The organism is Alcanivorax sp. 1008 (assembly GCF_020667895.1).
GTDB lineage: Bacteria > Pseudomonadota > Gammaproteobacteria > Pseudomonadales > Alcanivoracaceae > PGZG01.
Map to the genome: position 1 here is coordinate 262,472 of NZ_JAFMPS010000001.1, position 26,682 is coordinate 289,153.

At 55.8% G+C, this 26,682-nt stretch carries 28 protein-coding genes and 1 tRNA gene; 16 read left to right on the plus strand and 13 right to left on the minus strand.

What is annotated here, in order from left to right:
- Positions 1-68 precede the first annotated feature (68 nt).
- The gene (locus J1C54_RS01290; protein ID WP_229144020.1) at positions 69-1,298 is read right to left on the minus strand and encodes a serine hydrolase; all 1,230 of its coding nucleotides are present in this window, start codon (positions 1,296-1,298) and stop codon (positions 69-71) included.
- Between the two features lie 212 nt (positions 1,299-1,510).
- Between J1C54_RS01290 and J1C54_RS01295 the strand changes: the two genes are divergently transcribed.
- Positions 1,511-1,828, plus strand: a complete 318-nt coding sequence (locus J1C54_RS01295) for a DUF962 domain-containing protein (RefSeq protein ID WP_229144021.1) — start codon at positions 1,511-1,513, stop codon at positions 1,826-1,828.
- 77 nt (positions 1,829-1,905) lie between these two features.
- Here J1C54_RS01295 and J1C54_RS01300 read toward each other — a convergent pair whose 3' ends face one another.
- On the minus strand, positions 1,906-3,087 hold the full coding sequence (locus J1C54_RS01300) for an acetyl-CoA C-acyltransferase (RefSeq protein ID WP_229144022.1): 1,182 nt from the start codon (positions 3,085-3,087) through the stop codon (positions 1,906-1,908).
- A gap of 220 nt (positions 3,088-3,307) precedes the next feature.
- On the opposite strand from J1C54_RS01300, the gene J1C54_RS01305 reads away from it, so the two are divergent.
- Both J1C54_RS01305 and J1C54_RS01310 read left to right on the plus strand, forming a co-directional pair.
- Positions 3,308-3,895: a superoxide dismutase gene (locus tag J1C54_RS01305; protein ID WP_229144023.1), complete on the plus strand. Its 588-nt coding sequence runs from the start codon at positions 3,308-3,310 to the stop codon at positions 3,893-3,895.
- 67 nt (positions 3,896-3,962) lie between these two features.
- Positions 3,963-4,484: a hypothetical protein gene (locus J1C54_RS01310; RefSeq protein WP_229144024.1), complete on the plus strand. Its 522-nt coding sequence runs from the start codon at positions 3,963-3,965 to the stop codon at positions 4,482-4,484.
- Positions 4,485-4,489: 5 nt separating this feature from the next.
- On the opposite strand, the gene J1C54_RS01315 is transcribed toward J1C54_RS01310, so the two are convergent.
- Positions 4,490-4,909 carry a hypothetical protein gene (locus J1C54_RS01315; protein ID WP_229144025.1) on the minus strand — a complete coding sequence of 140 codons (420 nt, stop codon included), beginning with the start codon at positions 4,907-4,909 and terminating at the stop codon, positions 4,490-4,492.
- Between the two features lie 125 nt (positions 4,910-5,034).
- Between J1C54_RS01315 and J1C54_RS01320 the strand changes: the two genes are divergently transcribed.
- The 4 genes from J1C54_RS01320 (at position 5,035) to J1C54_RS01335 (ending at position 8,234) form a co-directional block, all read left to right on the plus strand.
- The gene (locus J1C54_RS01320) at positions 5,035-5,850 is read left to right on the plus strand and encodes a hypothetical protein (RefSeq protein WP_229144026.1); all 816 of its coding nucleotides are present in this window, start codon (positions 5,035-5,037) and stop codon (positions 5,848-5,850) included.
- A gap of 28 nt (positions 5,851-5,878) precedes the next feature.
- A complete protein-coding gene (locus J1C54_RS01325; RefSeq protein WP_229144027.1) occupies positions 5,879-6,628 on the plus strand; it encodes a hypothetical protein in 750 nt (249 codons plus the stop codon).
- 65 nt (positions 6,629-6,693) lie between these two features.
- Positions 6,694-6,778 (plus strand) — tRNA-Leu (locus J1C54_RS01330).
- Positions 6,779-6,908: 130 nt separating this feature from the next.
- A complete protein-coding gene (locus J1C54_RS01335; protein ID WP_229144028.1) occupies positions 6,909-8,234 on the plus strand; it encodes a TolC family outer membrane protein in 1,326 nt (441 codons plus the stop codon).
- Positions 8,235-8,238: 4 nt separating this feature from the next.
- Here the strand turns inward: J1C54_RS01335 and J1C54_RS01340 are convergent, their stop codons facing one another.
- Positions 8,239-8,700, minus strand: a complete 462-nt coding sequence (locus tag J1C54_RS01340; protein ID WP_229144029.1) for a DUF1289 domain-containing protein — start codon at positions 8,698-8,700, stop codon at positions 8,239-8,241.
- Between the two features lie 69 nt (positions 8,701-8,769).
- Between J1C54_RS01340 and J1C54_RS01345 the strand changes: the two genes are divergently transcribed.
- Complete coding sequence (locus J1C54_RS01345) at positions 8,770-9,471, plus strand: DUF2846 domain-containing protein (RefSeq protein WP_229144030.1); 702 nt, start codon at positions 8,770-8,772, stop codon at positions 9,469-9,471.
- Between the two features lie 44 nt (positions 9,472-9,515).
- Here J1C54_RS01345 and J1C54_RS01350 read toward each other — a convergent pair whose 3' ends face one another.
- Complete coding sequence (locus tag J1C54_RS01350; RefSeq protein ID WP_229144031.1) at positions 9,516-10,037, minus strand: acyl-CoA thioesterase; 522 nt, start codon at positions 10,035-10,037, stop codon at positions 9,516-9,518.
- Between the two features lie 219 nt (positions 10,038-10,256).
- On the opposite strand from J1C54_RS01350, the gene J1C54_RS01355 reads away from it, so the two are divergent.
- Positions 10,257-11,027, plus strand: coding sequence for a 3-hydroxyacyl-CoA dehydrogenase (locus J1C54_RS01355; RefSeq protein ID WP_229144032.1), 771 nt, complete (start codon positions 10,257-10,259; stop codon positions 11,025-11,027).
- A 211-nt stretch (positions 11,028-11,238) separates the two neighbouring features.
- Positions 11,239-11,499 carry a hypothetical protein gene (locus J1C54_RS01360; protein ID WP_229144033.1) on the plus strand — a complete coding sequence of 87 codons (261 nt, stop codon included), beginning with the start codon at positions 11,239-11,241 and terminating at the stop codon, positions 11,497-11,499.
- Here J1C54_RS01360 and dinB read toward each other — a convergent pair.
- Positions 11,476-12,585: a DNA polymerase IV gene (gene dinB / locus J1C54_RS01365; RefSeq protein ID WP_229144034.1), complete on the minus strand. Its 1,110-nt coding sequence runs from the start codon at positions 12,583-12,585 to the stop codon at positions 11,476-11,478. The two genes, J1C54_RS01360 and dinB, sit on opposite strands and share 24 nt — an antisense overlap.
- Before the next feature lie 68 nt (positions 12,586-12,653).
- Between dinB and J1C54_RS01370 the strand changes: the two genes are divergently transcribed.
- Positions 12,654-14,285 (plus strand): FAD-dependent monooxygenase, encoded by a 1,632-nt coding sequence (locus J1C54_RS01370; RefSeq protein WP_229144035.1) that lies wholly within the window; start codon positions 12,654-12,656, stop codon positions 14,283-14,285.
- Here the strand turns inward: J1C54_RS01370 and J1C54_RS01375 are convergent.
- The 4 genes from J1C54_RS01375 to J1C54_RS01390 form a co-directional block, all read right to left on the minus strand.
- Positions 14,246-15,955 carry a trypsin-like serine protease gene (locus tag J1C54_RS01375; protein WP_229144036.1) on the minus strand — a complete coding sequence of 570 codons (1,710 nt, stop codon included), beginning with the start codon at positions 15,953-15,955 and terminating at the stop codon, positions 14,246-14,248. The two genes, J1C54_RS01370 and J1C54_RS01375, sit on opposite strands and share 40 nt — an antisense overlap.
- Positions 15,956-15,984: 29 nt before the next feature.
- A complete protein-coding gene (locus J1C54_RS01380) occupies positions 15,985-16,923 on the minus strand; it encodes a diguanylate cyclase domain-containing protein (protein ID WP_229144037.1) in 939 nt (312 codons plus the stop codon).
- 122 nt (positions 16,924-17,045) lie between these two features.
- A complete protein-coding gene (locus J1C54_RS01385) occupies positions 17,046-17,585 on the minus strand; it encodes a chalcone isomerase family protein (protein WP_229144038.1) in 540 nt (179 codons plus the stop codon).
- Complete coding sequence (locus J1C54_RS01390) at positions 17,582-18,139, minus strand: nuclear transport factor 2 family protein (protein ID WP_229144039.1); 558 nt, start codon at positions 18,137-18,139, stop codon at positions 17,582-17,584. Before J1C54_RS01390 ends, J1C54_RS01385 begins: the two co-directional genes overlap by 4 nt.
- Positions 18,140-18,246: 107 nt before the next feature.
- On the opposite strand from J1C54_RS01390, the gene J1C54_RS01395 reads away from it, so the two are divergent.
- Genes J1C54_RS01395 through J1C54_RS01410 form a run of 4 tightly spaced genes read left to right on the plus strand, consistent with a single transcriptional unit; the run spans position 18,247 to position 21,885 of the window.
- The gene (locus J1C54_RS01395; RefSeq protein WP_229144040.1) at positions 18,247-18,795 is read left to right on the plus strand and encodes a DUF2878 domain-containing protein; all 549 of its coding nucleotides are present in this window, start codon (positions 18,247-18,249) and stop codon (positions 18,793-18,795) included.
- Positions 18,792-19,565, plus strand: coding sequence for a DUF1295 domain-containing protein (locus tag J1C54_RS01400; RefSeq protein ID WP_229144041.1), 774 nt, complete (start codon positions 18,792-18,794; stop codon positions 19,563-19,565). Before J1C54_RS01395 ends, J1C54_RS01400 begins: the two co-directional genes overlap by 4 nt.
- Positions 19,562-20,587, plus strand: a complete 1,026-nt coding sequence (locus tag J1C54_RS01405; RefSeq protein ID WP_229144042.1) for a cyclopropane-fatty-acyl-phospholipid synthase family protein — start codon at positions 19,562-19,564, stop codon at positions 20,585-20,587. Before J1C54_RS01400 ends, J1C54_RS01405 begins: the two co-directional genes overlap by 4 nt.
- Positions 20,588-20,604: 17 nt before the next feature.
- Positions 20,605-21,885, plus strand: a complete 1,281-nt coding sequence (locus J1C54_RS01410; protein ID WP_229144043.1) for a HAMP domain-containing sensor histidine kinase — start codon at positions 20,605-20,607, stop codon at positions 21,883-21,885.
- Between the two features lie 9 nt (positions 21,886-21,894).
- Here the strand turns inward: J1C54_RS01410 and J1C54_RS01415 are convergent, their stop codons facing one another.
- Together J1C54_RS01415 and J1C54_RS01420 are read right to left on the minus strand one after the other, a co-directional pair.
- Positions 21,895-22,581 (minus strand): response regulator transcription factor, encoded by a 687-nt coding sequence (locus tag J1C54_RS01415; RefSeq protein ID WP_229144327.1) that lies wholly within the window; start codon positions 22,579-22,581, stop codon positions 21,895-21,897.
- A gap of 110 nt (positions 22,582-22,691) precedes the next feature.
- Positions 22,692-23,570 (minus strand): GGDEF domain-containing protein, encoded by an 879-nt coding sequence (locus J1C54_RS01420; protein WP_229144044.1) that lies wholly within the window; start codon positions 23,568-23,570, stop codon positions 22,692-22,694.
- A 249-nt stretch (positions 23,571-23,819) separates the two neighbouring features.
- On the opposite strand from J1C54_RS01420, the gene J1C54_RS01425 reads away from it, so the two are divergent.
- Entirely contained in the window at positions 23,820-25,556 is a 1,737-nt protein-coding gene (locus J1C54_RS01425) for a DEAD/DEAH box helicase (RefSeq protein ID WP_229144045.1), read from the plus strand.
- Positions 25,557-25,626: 70 nt separating this feature from the next.
- On the opposite strand, the gene J1C54_RS01430 is transcribed toward J1C54_RS01425, so the two are convergent.
- Positions 25,627-26,637 carry a hypothetical protein gene (locus J1C54_RS01430; protein WP_229144046.1) on the minus strand — a complete coding sequence of 337 codons (1,011 nt, stop codon included), beginning with the start codon at positions 26,635-26,637 and terminating at the stop codon, positions 25,627-25,629.
- Positions 26,638-26,682: the final 45 nt, after the last annotated feature.

Sequence of the window (26,682 nt, forward strand, 5' to 3'; positions counted from 1 at the left end):
GCATAAAAAAGCCCCGGCGAGTTAATCGCCGGGGCTTTTTTATGCCTGTGTTTCTTCGCGCTGTACTTTTAACGACTCAGGGTTTGACGGTTGATCTGCATCTGCAGCGCTACCAATGCCGGGAGGTGCGGGCCAATAACGCCTTTTCCTGTGGTCAGCAGTGCGCCTGAAAGATCGCGCTGTGGATCAGCCCAGCAATAGATGCTGATAAAGCCCAAATGGCCATAGGCGCGCTGTGTGCCCGGGCCGAATAGACTGAGGGTGCGGGCTCCAAGCATAAATCCTGGTGAGTACTCCATCGGAATCATGAGGGTGCGGTCAAGCCGACTGCCTTTACCAATAGGGGAAATTGCACGACGCACAGTGTCTGCGCGGAAAATCTGTTTGCCATTCCAGCTGCCACCATTAAGCAGCATCTGGAAAAAACGACTGGCTTCTTCTGCTGTAGCGTATAAGTTGCCGGCGGGCAGGGTAATGTCGAGAAAGCGTGGGTCATTGGACACATCCACGACTTCTTGCAAGTTGGCACCTACCGCATATTTTATAAACGCATTGACGGGAGCGAGAGAGAGGCCCGTGGAATAGTTTTTCGCCGGCGAGCCATCTTGCATACCAAAGCGGAAATAGCGCATTCCCATGGGCTTGCGAATCACTTCATCAAGGAGATCGTTGACAGTCTGGCCGGTCACTCTCTCAATAACCGCACCGAGGACAAAGCCTGCAGTGGCGGCATGGTAGGCTTGTCTGCGGCCAGGGTTTTGCGGTACCGCCTTTTGCATCAGTTCGGTAATCCGTGCCGGATTGAACAGGTCTTCCGTACTTACCGGGTCATTAATGCGTGGCACGCCGCCTCGGTGGGTCAGCAGGTGCATCAGGGTAGTACGTTCCTTGCCTTCACAGCCGTACTCCGGCAAGTAATGGCAGACAGGCTTGCCGAGCTCCAGCTCTCCGCGTTCTACCAGATGGTGAATGAGCATGGCGGTAACGCTTTTTGATGCAGAAAAAAGGCATATCGGAGTGTCTACGCTGAGTGCTTGACGGTCTTCCAGGCTGGCATAGCCAAGAGTCCGCTCAAAGAAATGCTCGCCACCGCGACGTAGCGACAGGGCAATGCCAGGGCTCATCCCGGTGGCATACAGGTTCTTCATGGAACGCCAGATGGCGGTTACCTGCTCTTCACGCATGCCTGCTGCTGCTGGCGGAGCCTCATTGCCGCGATCGCTGATTTCACTCAGGCGCTTGGGCAGGGGAATAAGAGACGGTGTCAGGAAACGGCGCGGCAGTGGCAAGGCTGGCATGAGGTATTCCATAGCTAAAAGATGCAACTGATTGTGCGCTTCAGAAAAAATGGGTCAATGACTGGTCGGGACAATAGCAGCGATAACAAGGCCAACCGGGCATTCTGTCGTCATTTCCGTACAAGGCTTGGGTTTTGATCTGGCCTAGCATGCCATCCAAAGAGCGGCTGCTTGGGTTATGCTGGAATACGCTCTCAATATCGGAGGACAAGATGAATACTATTAAACAGGCTGACTTCCAGAGCTTTGCAGAGTTCTATCCGTACTATTTGCAGGAGCACGGCAATCCGACTTGCCGCAGATTGCACTTCTTTGGCACCCTATTTGTGCTGACCATTGTTGCAGCAGTGATAGGTGGTGCTAGCAGCTGGTGGCTGCTGGCGTTGCCGGTGGTGGGCTACGGTTTCGCCTGGGTGGGCCACTATGTATTTGAGAAAAATCGACCGGCAACTTTTAAATATCCGTTTTATAGCCTGGCTGGTGATTTCGTCATGTTCAAAGATATTCTGGTACGCCGCATCGACTGGTAGGCAGGCTGGAAATTGAGAGGGGCGGGATAGGCAAGAAGGGGCCGTTTGCACGGCTCCTTCTTGTCGGTTAACTCAGGTCACAGCAGTTCAAGGGCCACGGCAGTGGCTTCGCCGCCACCAATGCACAGGCTGGCGATACCTTTTTTGCCACCGGTACGCTTCAGTGCATGAATCAGTGACAGGATAATGCGTGAGCCGGTGGAGCCGATAGGGTGACCGAGCGCGCAGGCGCCGCCGTGGATATTCACCTTACTGTGGTCAATGCCGAGCTCCATGATTGGCAGCATGGCTACCATGGCGAAGGCTTCGTTGATTTCCCACAGGTCCACATCTGCCACGGTCCAGCCGGTTTTCGTCAGGATTTTGCTGATCGCGCCGCAGGGCGCCAGAGTGAACTCGCTCGGGTGCTGGCTGTTAGTGCTGTGACCAACGATGCGGGCCAGAGGAGCGAGACCCAGCTCTGCAGCTTTACTGGATTTCATCAATACCAGGGCGGAAGCGCCGTCGGAAATCGAGCTGGCGTTGGCAGCGGTGACGGTGCCGTCTTTGGCAAACGCCGGCTTCAGCTGCGGAATCTTTTCCACATTGGCATTGCCGGGCTGCTCATCAGTGTCGACAATTTGTTCGCCTTTGCGTGATGGTACGCTTACCGGGACGATTTCGTTCTTGAACCAGCCATTGTTGATGGCCGTATTGGCACGCTTCAGAGACTCAATGGCGAAGTCATCCATTTGTTCACGGGTAATACCTTTCTGATCAGATACTTCCTGGGCAAAAGAGCCCATCAAGCGGCCGGTCTCCGCATCTTCGAGACCATCCAGAAACATATGATCAAACACCTTGCCGTGCCCCATTCGGGCGCCATTGCGGTATTTGTCCAAGATGTAGGGGGCGTTGGTCATAGATTCCATGCCGCCAGCTACCATGATCTCGCTACTACCAGCCACGATTTGGTCATGGGCAAACATGGTGGCACGCATGCCTGAACCGCAAAGCTTGTTGATGGTGACCGCGCCGGTGGCGTCAGGGAGTCCGGCCAGACGCATGGCCTGACGAGCCGGCCCCTGCTTTAGGCCCGCCGGTAGCACGCAGCCCATGATTACATCTTCGACCTGATCTGCTTTGATGCCGGCACGCTCTACGGCAGCGCGGATGGCAGCTGCGCCGAGCTGTGCTGCGGTCAGACCAGACAGGCTGCCCTGGAAACCGCCCATGGCGGTACGGGCACCGTTGACGATGACGACTGGATCCTGGCTCATGCTTCAACCCTCGGTACGGGCGCCTGTTGGCGCGGACAGAAAAGGCGCGCATTGTACCTCAGCCGGCAGTTGATGACAGTCACGCTGTGATGACAGGGTATCGGCGAACCTCGGTGGCAGGTCCGCGGCGCCCTTGCTATCATCCGGGGCCTGTTCATCGCCCGTCGCAGGTATGCGCTGGGCCCTGTTTTTTGAATCTGTCACCGTCAGGGGAACCATCATGGCTTTTGAACTGCCCGCTCTTCCATATGCGAAAAATGCCCTCGAGCCGCATATTTCTGCCGAGACTTTGGAGTTCCATCACGGCAAGCACCACAACGCTTATCTGGTCAAGCTCAACGAGCTGATTGCTGGCACCGACATGGAAAAGCAGTCACTGGAAGAGATCATCAAAACCGCAGGCCCGGGGGTACTGTTCAATCAGGCTGCTCAGGTCTGGAATCACACTTTTTATTGGCACAGCCTGAGCCCAAACGGTGGTGGCCAGCCCACTGGTGACTTGGCCAATGCGATCAATGCCAAGTGGGGCTCCTTTGACAAGTTCAAGGAAGCTTTCAACGGTAAAGCTGTTGGTAACTTTGGTTCTGGCTGGACTTGGTTGGTGAAGTTGGCCGATGGCTCCCTGGACATCGTGAATACCGATGACGCGGGCACCACCGTAACCAACCCGGGCCAGACTGCGCTGCTGACCTGCGATGTGTGGGAGCACGCTTACTACATTGATTACCGCAATGCCCGTCCGAAGTATCTGGAAGGCTTCTGGGCGCTAGCCAACTGGGAGTTTGCGGCAAAGAACTTCGCAGCCTGATTGTGGTCGCAGAAAGGGTGTCAGCATGATGCTGGCACCCTTTTTTATTTAGCCCTGGGGGGAGCAGATGAAGAAATTCCTGATAATGCTGCTAGTGACCTTTCCATTGGCTCTGCACGCAGAGCAAGAACAACAAAAAGTCAAAGATCCGGCTATCACTCAGATGGAAACCTTGGCCAGTAATGGTATCCAGCAAGCCCTGCAGCTTCTCCAGAAAAGTGGCCGTTTCTACCCATTCGCGCTGGTGTATAACGAGGCGAATGAACAGGTGGAGGTGGTTGGTTATCGCGGTGACCCCAAGGCCAGACCGAAGGCAGAAGACTTCGCCGTGGCGCTATTTCTGGAAGTACGTCAGCTGGCCGAAAATAACAGCGATGTCAGTACCGCGGTTGTCCTGAAGCCATTTCAGGCAACTTCAAAAGATGGTGAGGTGATTTTCGGAGTGTGGGCGGCGGTGGACCACCGCAGGCGCGGTCCATGGCTCATGTTCCAGCCCCTTATTGAGCAGAAGCCTGGCCATTACGCTCTTGGTGAACTGGTTTACCAAAAGTCGGAAGAAGCTATCTTCCCGCCGCTGGCGACCAAGTAACCAAGCTATTTGCGTGGCGCTGTCTGTTGCAGATACCAGGCTAGTGCCTTCGCCGCATCGGCCATGCCCTTGCGGAACGGGAACACCGCATCGGTGTTGCTGTTACTTTCCAGCACTTGTTGGAACAGGCTTGTTTGGAAGCGGCTTTTCTGCCCCTGAACCACTTTACAGGCATTCGATGCCCGTTGAGCATCGGGGCTGACTCCCCGGCCGAAGTACCAGATTGCACAGAGGTAGGCTGCCGGGTACATGGGGCTTTCGTCGTTGGCCAGACTGTGGGTCAGGGCAGCGCTAAAGTGTGCCATGGCTTGATCGTAGTGCTCGGCTTCGTAGGCGCTCAGACCCTGCTGCAGCATGCTCTCCATGCGTATATCGGCCACGCAAACGGCGGGTGCCAGTAATATCAGCAATAGCCAGCGTCCCATATTGTCCTCCCTTCCTTTTTAAAAGTGGCATTAGACCGAACCCGTGTGGTGATGTCGATGGGGGGTTATTCAGAGATGGCCCGAGGCTGCTACACTTGCCGTTTTTAGGGGGCTTACGGCGGACCATGAACGACGAACGCGAGTTGAAGCTGGGCAATATCAAGGATCTGGATGTGGACGCTGACCCGGCTATGGCAGTGAAGCCACGGGGTTCTGCTGATCAGGATCAGATCGCTGATAGACCGCTCCCAGAGTCAGTTGCCAGGAAGCCGGCAGACACCGGCGGTAGCGGCGTGTGGATGGCGACCACCGCATTTTTGTTGGTGCTGATATTGGTGCTGGGTGCGTGGTTCTTTCGTCAGCTCAGCAGTCTCCAGGCGGTGGTTGATAATCGTCTCGAGCAATCTACAGAACAGCTTGGTTCGCTGGCGTCACAGCTTTCTGCAACGGATGAGTCCGTCACCCAGTCTTCTGGTCAGGTCAAGGAAACACTGGCAACCCATGACAGTGAAATACGCAAACTGTGGGATGTTTCCAACAAGCGTAATCGGGATTGGATCCAGAAAAATCAGGCAGATATTGCTCAGCTGGGCAAGCAGAGAGCCGAGCTAAACAAGGCAATCGAGTCGCTTAAAACAGAGCTGGCCACGCTGAAGAAATCCACTGATCAGATGACGGTGGCGAAAAATCAGCTACAGACTCAGATTGGCGTTCAGACTGAAACAGTCAAGCAGCTTGAAAGCCGAGTGGCCACTCAGCAAAAGCAGGTTGAAGCGTTTAACAAGCTTTTGCCTGCCATGCAGTCACTAGTCAGGGTAGAAAGTGCCGGCGGGGGGTTGGCCAACCGGTTGGCGGAAATAGAAGCAGCGATCAATGCGATTGATGCTCATAGGCGCCAGGTGAATGTTCGCCTGGACCGGCTTGATGGTGGTGCTCCCTGAGCATTTGCTGCCGCAGTGGTGAGTAAAGATGAGCAATAACGATATTCCTGAAAACAAGCAAAAGCGTCTGATGTCACTCAACCAGGATGTATTGGCTGTGTCGCAGACATCCAGTCAGGCCCGGGACTCCATTCGCGTGCCGCGCTCTGGCCAGGGGGCCGCTGCGGCTGACCCGTTACAGGGTATTAACGCTCCCGGCCGTAGCGGCCGTATTGCGTTAGCGCTAGGAGGCTTGGCAGTGGTCATGCTGGTACTGCTTGGAGTGGTATCGCTGACATTGTTGAAGATGCAAGAGCGTGTCGATGCTCTGCAGGATGAGATTGCGGGGCTTGGTCCGGCTGCTGATATGGCACCAGTGGAGGCCAGAATGGCGTCACTGGAGAGCCAGCTGGCGGGTTTCGCTGACACCCTGGCGGAGTTAGGGCAGCAGCCAGTGGTTGTGTCTGAGGGCGGGCGTAGTGACAGCGTTAGCCAAACTGCGCTGGCTCAGGCCAATGCCAGATTGCGTAAGCTGGACATTGAGGCAGTCCGTTTGCAGGAGGAGTTTAGCGCCGTTCGAGAGGCGCTTGCTGCGCTGCAGTCGCGCACAGCCAAAGTGGAGGGCGTGACCTCCAGTCAACAGAATTTGCTGGCGACCCTGACTCCCCAGGTTGAAGCTATGAGCGGTTCGCTCAGTGAAATGGACAGCCGTGACAGACTTGCTGAAATTGAAGCACGTATGGAGCGGACCAGTAACGATATCCGCAGTCTGTACCGGATGCTGGAAATGGGCCGCTGATTTTCCTTTTCATTGCGCCTTAAGGGCTGGTCATGGGCAGCCTCCGTGCTTACAATGCGACCCGCGCGCCAGTGGTGAAATTGGCAGACACGCCAGATTTAGGTTCTGGTGCCGAGAGGCGTGGGGGTTCAAGTCCCTCCTGGCGCACCATTTAAATAACCCCCCCCTTCCTGCTTTAACTGTCTTTTTCACAAGCAAGTGGTAACCGACGGTCATTCTCATCTCGGCTAACTTTCTGCATTATTACGGGCCAGCCATGCTTTGCCGTCTAGGAACCCGTATGCGCAGTCTGTTTTCCTTGTTAGCCGTTAGTCTGATGTTCGTGGCTGGTCCAGCCGCTGCCATGACCCTGTCCGACGCCTTCCAGCGTGCTATTCAGCATGATCCTGCTATTCCGCAGTCGCTGGCGATTTACAACGCTCAGCGCTATGACTCCGGCCAGGTGGCCGGACAGCGCTTGCTGCAGCTGAATGCCTATGGGCGGGCCTATCATGGTGAAAGCGAATACGACAGTAATATTCCCGGGTTCGGTGCCGGGGAAAGTAGCGGTACTCAGTACGCCTATGGGGTGGAAGCACGTCAGCCCCTGTTTCGCCGGGACTGGTTGGCGTTAGGCCGGCAGGGCAAGGCGCTGGATGAGCTGGCGGAAGTGGGCAAGCAGGATCGTATTCAGCTTCTGGTGCTGCGTCTGGCAGACCGCTACTTCGGTGTGCTGCGGGAAATCGAGAATCTGGAGCTGGCGCTATCCGAGCGCGAGTCCATGGCCAAGGCGCTGGAAGATACCCGCAACCGGCATCAGGCCGGCGTGGTGGCGGAAACTGATCTGCGCGAGGCGCAGGCCCGTTTCGATCTCGCCCGGGCTCAGACCATGCGCGCTGAGGTGGCCCTGACTTCAGCCCGTGCTGCGTTGCATGAGCTTACCAACAATGGTCAGGCGCCTTTGCCACGGTTACGCAGTGACGCGGTATTACCTCAGCTCGATCCTGTCTCTGAGGATGAGTGGGTTGTGCTGGCTCGGGACAAAAGCCTGGTGCTGCGTGAGGCCAGAGAGAATGTGAAGGTGAGTAAGTCTGTGCTGAGTAGCAGTCGCTCAGCGTACTCTCCGACCCTGGATGCGGTAGCCAGATATCAGTACAACGACACCACCGATTTTGATGATGGACAGGAACGCACCGATACCGTTGTCGGCCTTGAGCTGAATGTGCCGCTAGTCAATGGTGGCATGATGCGTGCCCGTAGTCGCCAAGCGTCGTACCAGTATGAGGCAGCCCGGGCACAGCTGGCGCGGTTGGATTTGGAAACCGAGCGCAGCATTCGTCAGCTATATCGCGAGGTTGAAGCGGACAGGTTACAGGCGGAGGCGCTCGGCATGGCGGTGGAATCTGCCGCGCTGGCGCGAGTGGCCACCAGCAATGGCTATGATGCGGGCACACGCACCATTCTTGATGTCCTCGACGCAGAAAGCCGACTGGCCGATGCCAAGCGCAACTATGCCAGCTCCCGTTTCGCCTTTCTGATCAACTTGCTGAACCTCTATTATCAGGCAGGTGTGCTGACAGCAGACCAGCTGAGCGCACTGGATGGCCTGCTGGTGGTGGCCCCCTGAGCCGTCAGGAGGCCTCGCTATTGATGCGCAGATGAGCGCGCTCGTGATGAGCGCAGGACAGTGCGTGAAACTCGGCGCTGATCAGGTCGTACAGCTGCCGCGCTGACAGATCCTGAGCTTGACGGCGCGGCTGCAGGCCAAAGGCGTTCCAGTCCAGTTGCCTGCTGCCTGCCGCCTTGAGTAGCTCGGGCACCCACCCCGGAGGAGAGAGTTCAGGCTGCAGGCGCAGGTTCTGGTAGGTCATTTGCTGACGTAGAAGCGTTGCGTCTCGGACCTCCAGATAGTTATCCACCACCACACAGAGCAGCTGGTCCAGACGCCGCCAGACAGTACGTTTTTCACTGTCCTGATAGCGGTTCCAGTCCACCACCTCGTGCAGAAAGCGTTTGCAGCCTCGGCAGACAGTGTCGCCGAAGGTTGTGGAGCAGACGCCAATGCAGGGGGTGCCAACGGGTTTCAGGGTCATGACGCAGGTCTGTGTCTGGAAGAATTTAGGATATGTTGTGGATTGTCGGCCATTGAGTCGCGGGGGTAAATGGGCGATAGTAAGCGCCTGACCACGCTCGCCGGGGTCCATAAGAATAAAGTCGGAGAAAACAAGATGTTACCCCGTTTCCTTGGTGTCCTTTCCGTGTCTGCACTATTCATGCTATCCGCATGCGCGGGAGTCAAGATTGGTGTGCCTACCACCAGTGGAGCTTTTCTCGCGGCCGCCGAGGGTAAGGTGTTCGAGCCGATGGATACGCTTGATCCTCGTAATGCGATGATCTATGTGTACCGACCTACCAATCAGTGGGGCTATGAAGAGATTCAGGCGCCGACTTTCTTTATCGACAGCACCCAGATTTTCGGTTTGAAGAGCGGTGCTTACTCCTGGCTGGAAGTGCACGGTGGTCGCTATGACTTTTACGCCCGTCGACCGCTCAGCATGCTTTTTCTGAAAACCATTTTCCAGATACCGATGGAGGTTGAAGGCGGTAAGGTTTATTACTTCCGTTACTCGGAAGACAAGCCCCTGGTACTGGAAGAGCTGGTAGTTGATGCGGATCAGTATATGCAGGCTGGACCTCTGCAGCAGGTGCCGGAAGCTGTGGCAATGCGTGAGTTGAAAAATCTGCGCCTTGATGAAATGGGATTGTATTACGGGGGAGAATCCTATGAAGAGCCGCGTTGGGCGCCGTTCTTTACTTTCCCGGAAGAGCGCCCTGATGAGCCGCTGCCAGTAGCCAAGAAATAGCAAACCAAAAAGGGGCCTAAAGGCCCCTTTTTCTGCTATGTGGATCAGTTTTCCGTATAGCGCTTTTTGGTCATTAACAGCTTTTTCCACTGTTCTACATATTCGGGCAAGGCTGGTGATTGCAGGTTCATGCCAGTCATTTCCTGAACGGCTTGCGGGCTGATTGGCTTGCCGCCGTACTGGTGTACCACGCGCAGCAGGGCATGGGTGTGCAATTTCCCCTGTGACATGAATCGCTGGTCAAAGTACAGATACTTGTCATCCCAGCCCAATACCCGTGTTTCAAGAGAAAACTGCTGATAGGGACGCAGTTCACGCACGTAAGCGATTTCAGTATTCGCTACCACCACGTTACAGCGGGCCTGCAGCATCTTGTCGAGCAGGCCAGTGGACACCGCATGCTCCAGTCTGGCCCGATCCATAAACTTGAGATACTTGGCGTTGTTCAGGTGCATGTTCAGGTCAATATCGAACAGGCCAACCCGGAACTCCATTGAGACCGTATCGAACAGACTGTGTGTGGGTGGTCTTTTGCGCCGCAGCGCGGCACTGATCATTTCCAGCATTGCTTCCCCCCTGATTGTCGGAGCAATGTCTTCGAAGTGACCGAGTATAAGAAGGTCGCCTGATTATATCCATGGCCAATTGGTATCGGTTTGGATTCCATTTAGCTCTCCGGGTGACCGTCAGCGGCACCGACTGAGCGTTTCGGTAATGGACGTTGGCCAGCAGGGGGTTGCTATACTCCCGGCCCTCATGAGTGTTTGGGCGAGACGGGAGTCATCATGGAAATCAGTCAGGTTGTTGCAGTTATTACCGGTGGAGCATCGGGATTGGGGCGTGCTACGGCAGAGGCCATTGTAGCCCGGGGTGGCAAGGTCATGATTCTGGACCGTGATGCCCAGCGTGGGGCAGAAACTGTTGCCGAGCTTGGTGCTAACGCCGCCTTCGTAGAAACGGACGTTACTCAGGAAGATTCGGTTCAGGCAGCCATTGCCCGTACCGTGGAGAAGTTTGGTGCAATCAATGTCTGTGTTAACTGCGCAGGGGTTGGTTCCGCGATGAAGACGGTTGGTCGCGAGAATGTTCCGCATAATCTGGGCGTGTTCGAGACGGTGGTCAAAATCAATCTGATTGGCACTTTCAATGTGCTGCGTCTGGCCGCAGCGGCCATGGCCAGCAACGAAGGCAATGACGATGGTGAGCGTGGTGTAATCGTTAATACTGCCTCGGTGGCGGCATTTGATGGTCAGGTGGGCCAGGTGGCTTATGCGGCCACAAAAGGTGGTGTGGTTGGCATGACCTTGCCGATTGCCCGCGATCTGGCTCCGTTAGGGATCCGCTGTAATACCATCGCTCCGGGTATTTTTAATACCCCACTGATGAATGCAGCTCCGGACAAGGTCAAGCAGCCGCTGATCGATATGACCCAGTTCCCCAAGCGCCTTGGCCACCCGCCGGAATATGCTGCACTGGTTTGCCATATGATTGAAAACCGTTTCCTTAACGGTGAAACCATCCGTATCGATGGTGCTATTCGGATGCAGCCTCGATAATTCTATCTTATTGATTTTATTGTTTTTTATTGGAATGCCGGGGCTCGCACCCCGGCATTCTGCTTTTCCATATTAATTTGTCACAATTTCGTTTCGTCCCGTGGTTACGCCTGTCATCTGCTTATTGCTATGGTCATCCGTATTGCCGACATGTTTCGGCAAATCACCGTTACTTAAGGTGTCTGGCGTCAACAGAAAAGAGGGGCTTGTCATGCTGATCAAGTATTTGAACGATCTCGACCGGGCTGTACAGCGCGCCCGATTGACTCAGGATAATGAGTCCGTTGGTCGTTGTATGGATTGCGTGGCGGTGCTGCAGGACTACTTGGCAGGTCAGGTGGAGCCGGTGCAGCGAAAGGGCTTTGAGATTATGGAGCACCTTTTGCCAGATGACTTTGACCTATGGGCCGCCAGTTGGATGTCTGCTCGCAGCAGTCAGGTGCACATGTCACGGGCGGCTGGCGCGCTGTAACGCGAGCGCCGCCCGCTTTTCCTCCGGAAACAGGTCCTGCTGGCGCGCCGGCAGGGCGTCCTTCAGGCGCAGGCCTATCCCCAGTAACCGAATCGCTCCCGGGCGCCGTTGCCACTGAGAGCGAATCAGATTTTCAAATACCTCTCGATCTGCCATGCCGCCGGGTGTTTCACAGGTGGCGCTGGTAAAGTCTTCATAGCGCACCTTGATATACAGACCATTAACCAGATAGTGATTATCCAGATTTGTCAGGCGTCGGGTCAGGGCCTCTTCCAGTGCTGGCAGGACCGCTAGCCAGTGGTGCAGGGCTGGCAGGTTTTCCTCGAAGGTGCGCTCGACACTGACGGATTTGCGTCGCCGGTTGTTATGCACCGGACGGTCGTCCTCTCCGCGGCATAGGTGCCACAGGCGCTCACCGAAACTACCGAAATGCTGGCCCAGTTCCAAGCGTGACAGGGTTTGCAGGTCGGCGCAATGGCGCGCACCAAGCTGATGCATCTTGTCGGCGGTGACCCGGCCTACGCCAAAGATCTTCTCCACCGGCAGAGCGCCGATAAAATCATTGACTTGCTCTGGGCGGATAACGAACAAGCCATCCGGTTTGCGCCAGTCACTAGCGATCTTGGCAAGAAATTTGTTCGGCGCCACTCCCGCAGATACGGTAATACCCACTTCTCCTCGAACTTGCTGACGCAGCGCTTCGGCTATGCGGGTGGCACTGTTCTGGAACTGCTCGCAATCACTGACATCAAGAAAGGCTTCATCAAGGGAAAGCGGCTCGATTCGGTCAGTAAAACGTTTGAAAATGGTGTGGATTTGCTCGGATACTCGCCGGTATTTGTCGAAGTCCGGTTTGACAATGATCAGGTCGGGACAGATGCGCAGGGCGTGAGCGGAGGCCATGGCCGAGCGCACGCCATCACGGCGAGCCACATAGTTGCAGGTGGCGATAACTCCGCGACGGCCAGGGTCGCCGCCCACGGCCACCGGGCGCCCCCGTAATGACGGGTTGTCACGCACTTCGACTGCGGCATAAAAGCAGTCGCAGTCTACATGGATGATTTTTCGTGATGGTGTCGTGGCCATGCTTTGGCTAGCCTTGTAAGCAGGCAAAAATTCCAAGTACCGGTGGCAATCATAGCAGGGAGTGTTGAATGAATCTGATGCCGCGTCGTTCGGCGGTTTTAATCGTCGGTGCGGGTCCCACAGGTCTGACTTTAGCAATACGGTTGCGCCAGATGGGGGTGGATTGTCTGGTGATTGATCAGCTGGCTGAGGCCATGCCCTGGTCTCGGGCGCTGGGCTTGCACGCTCGCACCATGGAGATATTTCATGGGCTTGGCGTGTTAACTGACATACGACGACGTAGCACCGTGCAAACTGGAGTCATGATCCACAATGATCAGGGCCCGCTGCTGTCGCTCGACTTGACGACACTTGACGCCCCCTTTCCATGGGTATTGTCCTGCCCCCAGACCGAGGTGGAAGCTGCTCTGGCCCAGCGTTTTGAGGAGCTTGGTGGGCGCATCTGGCGGGGAGTTACGCTGCAGTCGTTAACTCAGCAGGGTGATAGTGTGGAGGCCCACTTGGGGGTTGCCGGGGAGCGCCATCAGCTGCAGTGTGAGCTGCTGGTGGGCTGTGATGGCGCTCACTCTCTGGTTCGTGATGAGCTAGGTATCGGTTTTGATGGTGTGACTGAGAAGGATCACTTTCTGATTGCTGATCTAGCCATTGGCTGGTCCCTTTCGGCAACCAGCTCCCATGGTTTTCTGCTGCCCGAGGGCAGTCTGATTGCGTTGCCCATGCCGGATTGCTGGCGCTTGGTGATTAATCAGTCGGCCAGCGAAGACACGCAGGGGGAGGTGACACTGGAGCCCTTCCGTGAGCGGCTCAGTGCAGCTCTGGGTGAGTGTCCGCCGCTTGGTGAGCCACGCTGGCTGACGCGCTTTACTATTCACCGCCGGCTGGCCAGCCATTACCGCAAAAACCGGGTGCTGCTGTCTGGCGATGCCTGCCATATCCAGAGCCCACTGGGTGCCCAGGGGATGAATACCGGTATTGCGGACGCCTTTAATCTGGCTTGGAAAGTTGCCCTGTTCCTGCGTGGCATAGGCGGAGGCCAGCTGCTCGATAGCTATGAGCGCGAACGCCGGCCAGTGGCTCGGGCGATGCTCTACTCCGTGGATATACTGTCGCGCTCCTCCTTTGCCCGTAACTTACTGCTACGTACGGGGCGTGACTGGGTACTGAAGTTTCTCAATGGCCACCCCAAAATGGCGTCGGGTTTGTTGCGTCGTATCAGCCAGCTGGATATCGCTTACCGTGATTCCCCGCTGGTGGCACAGGGACCAAGTGGCTGGTTAAGTGGCAAGGATGGGCCTGTGCCTGGAGAGCGTATGCCGGATGCACATTTGCTCGGCAGCGATGAAGTGGCGTTAGTGGATTTGTTGCAGGACCCACGTCACTACTTGCTTATACAGCTCGACGCCGAGCCGGACCCCCAGCAACTTTTGACCGCCTATGCATTGGCAGACCGGGTGCCCTCCGAATTTTCCGACTGGGTTAGCACTATTGTAATCAGTGGCCCAGAGCCTGTGGAAAGTTTACGGGAGCTGGCTGATTTTGATGTGTCCGTGCTGAGCGACCATAACGGAGAGTTTGCAGCCCGCTATGGCGGCGGGGCGGCACTGTGGCTGATGCGCCCGGATGGCCATCTGGCCTACCGGGCGACACTATCAGATGGCGATCAATTGCTGGGCTGGTTACGCCAGTTGCGGCGTCGATAAAGCAGCAGCATGAGTGCCACCAATGGTAAAGCGCTACCGCTGTCGGAGCTGCGTTTCAGGGTAATCTCCAGGGTCTTGCTGGTGTCGCCCGGATGGATGTCGCCGGTGCTTTGCAGGGTAATGGGTAGCAGGAAAGTGCCGACGCCCTTCAGGTCGAAGTCGAGCAGGACTTCATCTTCAGGGTCCAGTGTGCCGAGGTCACAGATAAACCGGGATGGGGCCTCTGCCAGTTCGCAGGGTGGATAGCCGGTAGCGCCCAGGTCATTGGGCAGTTCAACGATTACGGTTGCGTCCGTCACGCTGTTTATCGACGACAGGTTGCCGGCGGTAACTGTGATACTGGCGCGGCCATCCCGGTTGCGGTTGACTACTGGTGCTGTCAGGAATGGGTCCGGCAGGAAGGTTACGTCGGTGGTGGCGCTGACAGTGTTATTGCCGATGCGATAGTCATCCTGATTGGCGAAAACCTGCAGGTCTGTCTGCAAGCTGCTGTCATCAGCGCCCAGCCAGGTGGCGGTAAACGTGCGCTGAACCTGTTGTCCGGCAGTCAGGGTTGCCACATTGCAGCGCCAGCCGTTGGCAATGTTGCTACAGCCTGTGGCATTTACTGGCGTTAACGTGGTGTTGGCGGCGGTCACTTCGAAGATGGCATCGCTGGCGCTGTTCAGTTTACTGTTATTGGCAATTCCAACATCAAAATTGAATGCCTGTGCCGGCCTCGCTGCGGCGGGCTGATCCAGTGTTGCCACTACGTCCACCAGTGCATCACCCGCGTTTGCAGTGGTGCCTTCAATCCAGCTCTCAAAACTGGCCATTCTGGTATAAATGCCGGGAGTTTTAATGCTGTTGCAGGCTACCGAGCCAAAACTGGTTGCGCCTAATAGCCACTCATGGCTGGTGCGCCCAGAGGACAGCAGAGTGTTTTCCGGGAGTAGCAGCGGGCCGCCGCTATCACCAAAGCAGGCATCTTCACCAAAGGTATCATCTGCATCGGGCTGTGGCTCCCATGCGCAGATCATGTTCGTTGTCAGGCCATCCCAGGCAGTGCGGCATTTTTTTTCACTGAATGGCAGATAATCCAGTGCCACGATTTGCAGGAAGTCTGGCTGGTCGCCCGAGGCCGCGCCTTTTATAACAGTGAAGCCTTCACCATCGTAGACTCCCCAGCCGATGGCTTGAACCACGTCATCAAGCAAACTGGAGCTTTCCAGTTCGCTCATGATGGCGTTATTGGCCAGACTGACGGTATCAAAAACAGTTTTGCTGGAAAGCTGTATTAGAACGATATCGGAGTCATCACTGCCATCGGCTACCCCATATTGAGGATGGGCGATTATGCGCTGCACTAGATGTTCCGGATCATCGCTCAGATCCGGGCTGTCGAGGCGGACAATCAGTTCGTCGGCGGGTGGCGAATAGCTGCTTGGGTTGCCGCCGCTGCCTGGGTCGGTAAAACAATGGGCAGCACTGACAACCCAGCCTGGGGCAATCAGGCTGCCGCCGCAAAAGGGCTCGACGTAATACTCCCCGGTTGCCGGAATATATTCGTGCAGCCCTGCCATCCAAGGGTAGTCCTGAACCGCATCCTCGCCGCCAACGATTTTCGGCGTCACCTCTGTGGCCAAGCTCATAGTGGTCAGTGGTAGTAACAGCAGGTAGCGGATTTTCATACTGAAGACTCTTGGCTAAGTGGATGGCCTCAGGGCAGTGTGGGGGCGTGCACCATCCAGTGCCCGCTGCTATCGGTGGCGCGTTGTAGTTGTTGTTCAAGATGATGCAACACTGACTCAAGACTTTGTGTGCTGCTGCTCACACCGCTCAATGATGCACGGAAATCAGAGCCCTGCTGACGCAAATCAGTGAGTAAGTTCTCAGCTGCGGTAACGGTGGTGCACGGCAGCATCAGGGCCAGAGTATTGTCGCCATAGCGGGCTGCCACATCGCTACGTCTGAGTCGCTGGGACAGTGCTTCGGCCAGTGCGGGTAACTTCTCATCTGGGCCAGTCTGCACCAGCACCAGAGTCAGGTGGGATGCCAGCCGGTCGTGAAGTGGCAATAGCCAGCCGGCGGTGGAAATCAGTGCCTGGTGGCTGATAAGGCCCGTTTGTGGATCGCGCCAGGTAGCTTCCCGGGCGAGCCTTTCGTGGGCCTGATTACGATACAGCAGGATGCCGGCGTAAACCGCGCAAGCCAGCATAATGGTGCCGGCAAACCACATGGCCGACAGATCGGCACCGACGCGGCGTTCTCCCAGGCTTATTAAGCCTGCCACTGTTAATGCGCTCAGAACCAGTAGCACGTTGAAACGGGCTGGTCCGTGAAGTAGCCCACCACTCAATACCATAACCAGAAATAGCAGTAGAGCGGGAGGCATAGGTGATGGATCAAGCCATACGGCCACCGCGATGGCGGCAATGTCCAGCAGAATTCCCCCTACCTCAGCGAAGAGTGCGCCGTGCCATATGAGCATACCGTGTAGCACAACATAACCGGCGAGGATTGCAGCAGAAAGCCAGGAGCCAACGTCGATGCCGCTCTGATACAGATATAAAAAAGTGATTAAAGCGAATACCAGCCGGGCGATGCTGCGAACCAGAGTCAGGGCATTGTCGGTGGCAAGACGGTCAGAAAAGCGCATGGTGTGGTGCTCCTTGTCGGGGCACAGTTTACCCCGGCTAGCCGCCAAGGTAACGGATTATGGTGCAGAAAATTGTGGCAGTCTTTATACGTTTAACGCTTGACGTGCGGGACAGGCACTGGCTAAGGCCTAAGTGCCAGCAACTGCTCCTTGAGACGCTCTGAGTAGGGCTTGGGGCCGAACCATATTTGCAGGTATGCATTGGCAAATTCATGTCCCTGCTCGCTGACGAGCAACTCATTGTTTAGTAGCAGTTCAAGGCGCCCATCGCTGAGATAGCGCAGTTGGTAGCTGTCTCCGTCGCCAATATCTCTGTAGTGACTGTTAAAGGCCTCCACCCGCTGCTGCAGATTTGCGAAAGTGGCGGCGCCCACATTACGTTCGATCATGGCGGTGGCTGAGCGGCTAAACGCTGAGCCGGGGACTTCGCGTTGGTAGGTGAACTCGAGCAGTAAGGGTGGTGTTAACGACCGGGTCTGTTGGCCACAGCCATCACGCCAAAGGGAGGCAACACCCACCTCAATGAAGCGCAGGGCCTGAACTGGTGCGGAACCACACTGGTCAAGACGGATGCCGGTATCCAGTGTGGACGGATGCTGGCTGGAAGCGCCCACATGACCACAGAACAGCACTAGCACAGCTGAAAGGAGCAGGCTTCTCATAATTGATTCCTGGTCCAGCGGACCAGGCCTCCGATAAATGGGATATGGATCAGCACACCCTCACTGCTGTCCCAATAGTCCTGATGCAGTACCACTTGGCCTCGAGAGTTGAAGCGCAGGTGAGTCATGCCAATGGTTTCAGCATGCATCGTTCTGCCCAGCGCCTTTGCGCTGGTTTTCATGCCCCAGTTGAGCCACACATCATTACCGTCGACCAGCACATGGCGAACATCTACCTCGATATTTTCGACCCGCTCCGCGGTTAGCAGCAGGTAATCCCGTAACTCCTCTCGAGAGTGGTAGGTGTGCAGGGTGTCGCCAAAAAACAAATCCTCTGCATATACCTCATCAACCCGCCGAGCTAAATCCGGCCCTTTGAGACTGGCATACAGCGAGCTGAAGCCTTCCGCCACCTGGCGGCTGCTAACAGGGCTGCCCGGGAAACGGATTAAAGCTTCCTCATAGGAATCTACGTAGCTGATTGCTTTGTGTGAGGCGCAACCAGCCAGCATGCTGGCAAGCGATAAAAGGAAAAGGGCGGCGAACTGTTTCATTGGTAAGAATTCCCTGTTGACGGGAGCCAAGATGGCGGATTGGTAATCAATCAGGCGTGAAGCTGCCCGTCACAATGGTTTCACAGCTACATCCTTAACGTAGGCGGATGAAACTAAACTCCCCTGCTTCAGCCGTTATCGGCAACTTTGTTCTATTCCAGGCGCTCTGGTTCGCCGCGGTGCTGGGCGCTGCGGCTGGCTTGCACTGGCCAGCGCCTTTGGCGTTAGTGGCGCTTCTGGGATGGACGCGGCTATCCGGTGGGTGCTTGCGTGCCGACCTCCGCCTGGTGATGATCGGACTGGCAACCGGTATGGTGTTTGAGGTGCTGCTACTGTCCAGCGGACTAATTCGTTACGAGCTACAGTGGTGGCAGCATATGCCACCACTGTGGATATTGTGCCTGTGGGCTGGTTTCGCACAGAGCTTTCTCTACTCGATGGCCTGGATGCGCAAGCGACTCGTGCTGGCGTCGCTGTTTGGAGGTATTGGAAGCGTGATGTCTATGTATGCAGGGTTGCGCTTTGGCGCTGCGCAGCCACCCATGGGCACGCTGCCCTTGCTGTTAGCCTATGGGCTGGGTTGGAGTGTGCTGGTGCCATTTCTGGCGTGGCTGGCAGATGAATCTCGCCAGCAGACGGTGCAGGTGGAGTCATGAATTCTCTGGTTATATCTGCAGTGCTGTTAGCAGTGGTTTGTCTGGCCGGATGGTGGCGACAGACGGTGACCAGGAATGCTGGCCATGTCGATGTTATATGGACCTTCGGTGTTGGTGGGGCGGCATTGTTTTATTTGCTGGTGCTTCCGGCAGATGGTGACCTTTTGCACCGCGTGCTTGCCGCATTGTTGATTGGCGTCTGGTCGGTGCGACTTGGCACTCATATCTGGCGCCGTGTGCATGGGGCTGAAGAGGAGGGACGGTATCGAGCCATTCGCGAACATTTTGGTGAGCGTGTAAATGCCTTCCATTTATTCTTCTTTCTTTCCCAGGGGCTGCTGGCGTGGCTTTTCGCGCTGCCCCATTGGCTACTATCTAGCCATCCTGGCGGGAGTACTTTCTTTTTGTGGCTTGGATTTCTTATTGGTGTGATGGCGCTGATGGGTGAAGCGCTAGCAGATCGCCAGCTTCATAAGTTTCGTACTAACCCTTCTAATCGTGGCAAAACTTGCCGTGAGGGTCTGTGGCGATACTCGCGGCATCCCAACTACTTTTTTGAGTGGCTTCATTGGTTCAGTTATCCACTGATGGCGGTTGGTGCCGCTGGTGCCCAGTGGTTGTGGCTGGCGCCAATAATGATGTTTTTGTTTCTGTGGTTCGTTACAGGAATTCCTTACACCGAACGGCAGGCATTGAAGAGTCGCGGAGAGGATTACCGCGATTATCAGCGTTCAACTAGCGTATTTATTCCATGGAGATCAAAGTCATGATGATTGCCCTTGCCGAGCATGGAATTGCTCCAGACAGCCTGATCCGCTTCGGCATCCGGCGATTGCTGAAGCAGCGTTTGGCCGGTGAATATGGTGCTGCGTTGCAGAGCATTGAGGAGCGTAAGCTGGGCCTGATGGCGGAGCTGGCGTCCGGGCCTGTGGCGGTTGCTCAACAAGAGGCCAATGACCAGCACTATGAAGTGCCAGCCCAGTTCTATCAGTTGGCACTGGGGCCGCACTTGAAATATAGCAGTGGCTACTGGGGAGAGGGTGTCCGTACTTTGGAAGAAGCGGAAGCAGCCATGCTGGCGCTAACTTGTGAGCGGGCGGAACTGAAGGACGGGCAGCGGGTGCTGGAGCTCGGTTGCGGTTGGGGCTCTTTGTCTCTATGGATGGCTGAGCATTATCCGCAGAGCTCGTTTGTATCAGTCTCTAACTCTGCCTCCCAGAAAGACTGGATTGATCAGCAAGCCAAGGCGCGCGGGCTGAAAAATTTGACGGTGATTACTGCGGATGTATCTGGACTTGCTGCGCCCGGCAAGTTTGATCGAGTGGTATCTGTGGAGATGTTTGAGCACATGCGCAATCACCGTGAGTTGATGCGTCGAATCCATTCCTGGTTGGAGCCGGGTGGAAAGCTATTTGTGCATATTTTTTGCCATCGAGAGCTGTTCTACCCGTTTGAAGTGGAAGGCGAGAAGAACTGGATGGGCCGCTACTTTTTTACCGGCGGCGTGATGCCCTCATTTGACCTGTTAGATCGCAGTCAGGACTGGTATCAACTTGAACAGGCCTGGCAGGTGAATGGCAAACATTACTCGCGTACTCTGGAAGCGTGGCTAGATAACACGGACGCTCGCAGGGGCCAGATTATGCCGGTGCTGACTGCCACCTATGGCGAGGCTGAAGCGAAGCTATGGCTGCAGCGCTGGCGCATGTTTTTCATGGCCTGCTCTGAGTTGTTCGGCTATGGTGATGGTACAGAGTGGTTCGTTGGCCACTATCTTTTTGCCGCTGAATAATAGTTCGGGAATTTATTATGCGTCGCGCCGGTCTTCAGTACCGCCTGACCAGAGCCTACCTGCTGCAGATGGTGTTGATCAGCTTTGCCACCCTGTTTGGTGTGTGGGTGACAGCCCAGATTATCGAGCGGGTGCTGGTGCGACAGGCTCTGGTGATGGAGGCGGAGCACTTCTGGGATGCCAGAGAACAGCAACCTGATATTCAGCGCCCTAATACACGACATCTTCTCGGCCTGATCGATGGGCCCGGTGGGGATGCTATTCCCCAGGCATTGCGTGGCTTGTCACCTGGGGAGTTTGTCCGGGTTGAGCTGGATGGTAATCATCCTATTGTTTATGCGGAGCGGCGCGGTCAGGAAACCCTGTATCTGATTTTTGATGAGCAGCGTGTTTCCATGTTGGCGTTTGTGTTTGGCATTCTGCCGCTTAGTGGCGTACTGCTGGTAATTTATATCGGCTCGTTTATGACCTGGCGGAAATCACGCAAGCTGGTGTCGCCTTTGGTGCAGCTGGCAGAGTTACTGCGCCGTACTCCGGTGAATGATCCGCGCGCCGCGCGCCCCGATTTGTCTGTGGTAGAAGCAGAAGCGGACAGTGAGGTGGCAGTGCTGGTAGTAGCACTTGAGGCCTATGCAAATCGACTGGTTGGTTTTGTCGAGCGTGAGCGACAGTTTACTCGGGATGCCAGTCATGAGCTGCGCACACCGCTGGCGGTGATTCGCGCCAATCTTGAGCTGCTATCCGGGCGTCAGGTCAGCCCGGAGGCGTTGCGCCGTATCGAAGATACGGTCGGCGATATGGAAGCGCTGATTGAAACGCTGTTATTGCTGGCCCGCAGTGAGAGCCGTGAGCTGCCGGACGAGGAGCTTATTGTTAACGATCTGGTGTGTAATCTGGTTGAACGTCTGGAGGCGCTGGCCCAGCGAAAAAATGTTGGTGTGCGGGTTGAGCAAAGTGTTCTGTTGATGCTCAGGGCACCGGAGACTGTGCTGACTATGGTGCTCACCAATCTTATTCGCAATGCCATCAACTACACCGGCTCCGGCCATGTGACCATATCAATCGATGCGGGGTCGTTAGTGGTGCAAGACACGGGCCCGGGGATGGATCCGTCACAACTACAGCGTTTGATGCAGCCATTCGAGCGAGGTCAGACCATGGGGGAAAGCGGCCACGGGCTTGGCTTGGCCATTGTGCAGCGCTTATGTGAGCGTTGTCGGTGGAAGCTTGAAGTGGCCAGCGCCCTTGGACAGGGCACCAGCGTAAGAGTGACGTTCCCCTTCTGGCAACGCCACTAAAAGACTTTATCAGGCGGCCTTTCCCGGCTGCCTGACGGCAAAGCCAACTCCAGGCAAGGTTTCCAGCAAGGGCAGCGAGAACGGCTTGTCGATGACCTTGCGCAGATTATACAGATGGCTGCGCAGGGCATCTGAATCTGGCACCAGATCACCCCACAACTCTTTTTCCAACTGCTCGCGGCTAACAACCTTTGGAGATTCGCGCATCAGAATGCGCAGGATGCGGAAAGCGGTGGGTGATAGCTTCAGGACCTGTCCTTCGCGTCGCACTTCCTGACGTGATGGGTCCAGCTCCAGATCAGCAACGCTGAGCACATGTGGAGCTACTTCTCCACGGTTACGCCGTACCTGAGCCTGTACACGTGCTAACAGCTCCGGCAAGGCGAATGGCTTGACCAGATAGTCGTCGCCACCTTGAGAGAAGCCTTCGAGTTTGTCATCCAGATGGTCACGGGCGGTCAGGAATATGACCGGCGTGGTGAGGGTCAACTCTTTGCGCAAATACTGGCAAACAGAGTACCCATCTTCGCCGGGGAGCATGATATCCAGCAGGATCAGGTCGTAGTGATGCTCACGTAGTAACTCTCTCGCCAGTCGGCCATCGCCGGCGTAATCCACGCTGGCACCTTGCTGTTCGAGAAACTCCAGAACGCTCTGGGCTAGCTGGCGATGGTCTTCCACCAGTAGCAGTGACAGATTTTGCAGGGACTGAGCCATGTTGATCCTCTCCACGTGAATGGCCAGATCATGACCGCTTGTTGGTGAAGAATGCATCAACAGCGTGAAGACAACAATTCAACAAGGGTTCAGGCCTGACTTGTGCGGTGCACCGGCTTGTTGGCGTACATTGCGCGACCCGCCCTGCATAGGGTGTCCTGCAGGGCCTCTCCCGGCTGCCAGCTGGCCCGGCCCGTGGAGGCTTGGATGCCGGACTCGGCGAATGCCTGGGCCAGACGCTTTTCGAAGCCACGGGCATTCAGTGCATCGGTGTTAACAAGCAGGATGGCGAACTCGTCCCCGCCAATCCGGGCAACGATATCCGGCTGGCGTACGGTGTCTGCCAGCAGGCGACCGATGTGCCTGATCAGTCTGTCGCCCGCGCAGTGACCGCTGTCGTCATTGACCGTCTTGAGGTCGTCCAGATCCACGACCAGCAGGGTGCAAATGTGGCCATAGCGCTGGCAACGGGCTTCTTCACGAGCTAGTTGGCGATTCCAGCCGCGCCGGTTGAGCAGCCCGGTAAGTACGTCAGTTTCCGCATCCAGACGAGCCCGTTCCAGCTCGGCCAACAATGCGCGGCTGCGTTGCAGTTCGTCCAGCAGGGCGCTGAAAAGCCCGGCTTTGGCCTCAAGCAATGGGAAAAAAGCATCCTGACTACCTTCCATATCGATGTGCCAGATGCCCAGATAGCCCTTTGGTTCACGGTCGTTACCCAGAGGCAGGCTGATCAGGGTGCCATTACCCAGTGGTTGCACTGGGCTCACAGGGCGAGGCAGCTGGCTGCCAGTCTCCAGTGGCCCTTCACCACTACATAGCAGCACACGAGCCTGGTGCGGCTCGCTGGGCTCGGCCAGCAGCCACTGCATAGCTCCGCTGATACGACTCAGGGATGACATTGAGGCGTTGGCGATACCGGCAAAGGCCGGCCATTGCGGCAGTGCCGACAGGGATGGCTCAGACGCCATGAATACTCCGTAATCCATTATTGAGTGTCCCTGAAAACCACTGCCCGCAGGTATCAGGGGTTAAGCCGCGCGAGATTGTGCACCTGTCAGTGATGTCATAATGACGCCTGCTTCACACTTTTTTAACAATCAGAAGGATGGCTTAGGCAGCTTTTCCCTATCAGTGCCGGGGTTATTCTGATATAGTCCGCGCCCTAAACTGACGTGGCCAACGCAGATGTCTGCAAGCGCCACAATAAAAGGTGCTTGATGACTGCTGAACAAACCACGCCGGGCTTTGCAGCCCTCGGCCTCGCTTCGCCTGTGCTTTCCGCACTGGACTCCCTGAACTACAACACTCCATCGCCTATTCAGGCGCAAATGATCCCTCTGATGCTGGCTGGTCGTGACGTTATTGGTCAGGCACAGACTGGCACGGGTAAGACGGCCGCTTTTGCGTTGCCACTGATTTCCCGTTATGGCGACAGTACTGCTCGGCATGCGCAGGTGTTGGTGTTGGCGCCGACTCGTGAACTTGCCTTGCAGGTAACTGAATCATTTGTCCGTTACGCTGCAGGTTATGCTGGTATGCAGGTTGTTAGCCTGTGTGGTGGCATGGATTACCGTCCCCAGACCAGCGCCCTGCGCAATGGCGTGCAGTTCGTTATCGGCACACCAGGTCGGGTGATTGATCATTTGAACCGCGGCACTCTCAAACTGGACCGGCTCGAGTGTTTGGTGCTGGATGAAGCAGATGAAATGCTGCGCATGGGATTTATTGACGACGTTGAAGCGGTTCTCGCAGCGATGCCGAAAGAATGTCAGGTGGCACTGTTCTCCGCCACCATGCCGGTTCCGATACGCAAACTGGCGCAGAAATACCTGAAGAATCCGGAAGAAATCACCATCAAGTCTAAAACTGAAACGGTGGCAGCGATTCGTCAGCGTTATCTGTTTGTTTCCCACCGTGACAAGCTCGATGCGCTGGTACGTGTACTTGAGTGTGAAGACTATGACGGTGTGATTGTTTTCTGCCGCACCAAGGAAAGCACTGTGGAAACTGCAGATGCACTGCAGCGGCAGAACTATCGTGCAGTCGCCCTGAATGGCGATATGCCGCAGAATCTGCGTGAGCAGACTGTGGAGCAGTTGAAGAGCAAGCGCATAGATATTCTGGTGGCCACCGATGTGGTTGCGCGTGGTCTTGATGTGCCGCGTATTTCTCATGTTATCAATTACGATATCTCCTACGATGCGGAGACCTACGTGCACCGTATCGGCCGCACTGGCCGTGCTGGACGTGAAGGTGATGCCATTCTCTTTGTCACGCCCAAAGACAAGCGCCTGCTGCAGACCATCGAGCGTGTCACTCGTCAGAAGGTAGAAGAAATGCCACTGCCGACGGCTGCGGATATCAATGTTGCCCGCGAACGCCGCTTGCGCGAACAGCTTGAGCGAGTGTTGGAAAAAGGCCAGCTGGAGCCGTTCCGTGGGCTGCTGGCCCGTTGGCAGGAAGAGCTGGATATCGCTCCTCTGGAGCTGGCTGCAGCGATGGCCGTTGTGGCACAGGGGGATCGCGAGTTTCATATTAAGGATCGCCCGATTGTTGCCCGCAAGCCCCGAGAGCGCGATGATCGCCCCCGTGATTCTGCTGGCCCGAGAGTGCGGGTGGAATACAAGGAGCGCGCAGAGCGACGTCCAGGCAAGGCACCGACTGCTCCGGAACCGGGCATGGCACGCTATCGTATTGCGGTAGGCCGCAAGCATGGTGTCAAGCCAGCTAACATTGTTGGTGCAATTGCTAACGAAGCCAATATGAATAGTCAGAATATTGGTCGGATCGATATCTTCCCGGAGTTTTCTACGGTGGACCTGCCGCAGACTATGCCGGCAACCTCGTTGCAACATCTGCGCAATGTTTGGGTGTCTGGCCAGAAGCTGTCGATTTCACCTTGGTCGGAAAAGCCACCAGTGTCGAGCAAGCCGCGTCGCGCTAAAGCGGACTGATCTGGTTGCAGGCTCCTGCCATTTTAAGGATGGGAGAAATAAAAAAACGGGGCCGTCAGGCCCCGTTTTTTTAGCCGATCAGATTTTGCAGGGCTTCGGACTCATAGAATGGCGCCAGCTGGCGGCGAACGGCCTTTTCCAGAATGCCTTTCTTGTTTAGCACGGCGAGGACATGGGGGGCATAGTGCATGGCCTCTGCCACCATCATATTGCGATCCACTCCCATTTCATCCAATAGCTCAGGGAGTGTGCTTTTGCCATATTTTTTAAAGAAGAAGTCAATCCCCGCGTCAATCATGTCGCGGTAGTAATCTGCCTTGCGCAGCTCCCGCCAGTATTCGAAGCCAATAACAAAAAAGTCTTCGATGTCGCTTTCTTTGACGTAATTGCGGAATACGGAAATCTTGTTGAGCTTGACCTCATCCCAGATATCTTCTGCCACGCGGCTGATCTTTTCATCGGACAGGTTGCGAACCAGAAACTTCTCACTTTGCTTCATCGAGGCATTGATGTTCTGACCGATATATCTCTTGATACCCTGTTCCGCATTCGGGGAGGCCATATCCATGACGCTCTTGCCCAGCTTCATCATCGACTGGGCTCCGGGGATTTTCTTGGTCAGGGGGTTCTTGGTGATATAGTCACTGATGCCGTGATAAAGCACATCAGAGATCATTTCGCCGTAGATCGGATTGCTCACAGCTTCATGAATCAGCCGTTCACGCAGGTCCTTCATCTCCAGCACTTTCTTCATAAGATCGCGAAATTGTTCGTCGCTGAGCAAGTCAAAAATCTTGTTCTCGTCGTGGCTTTCCAGCTGATACAGCTCACGGGCCACTTCGCCGACCAGCTCTGGAATTGCTGGCGGGATTTCATGGTGAATAGCGTAACGGTGAGCGGTCTGTTTGATCATTGTCGGGGTGACAACATCGCCGAGTTTCAGCTTGCTGGTGTCTTTAAGCAGGTTGTCGATAAGCTCTTCAATCTGCTGTTCCAGTTGTTTGCCGGTGAGCTGCTCAACGGTAAAAGCGACATGGGCGTCGAGTAGCGCCTGAGCTTTCTCGGAAAGTTTTGTCATCATTGTTCCCCTCCTGTTGGGTGAAGGGGAGTGTAGGAAGGGTGGGCC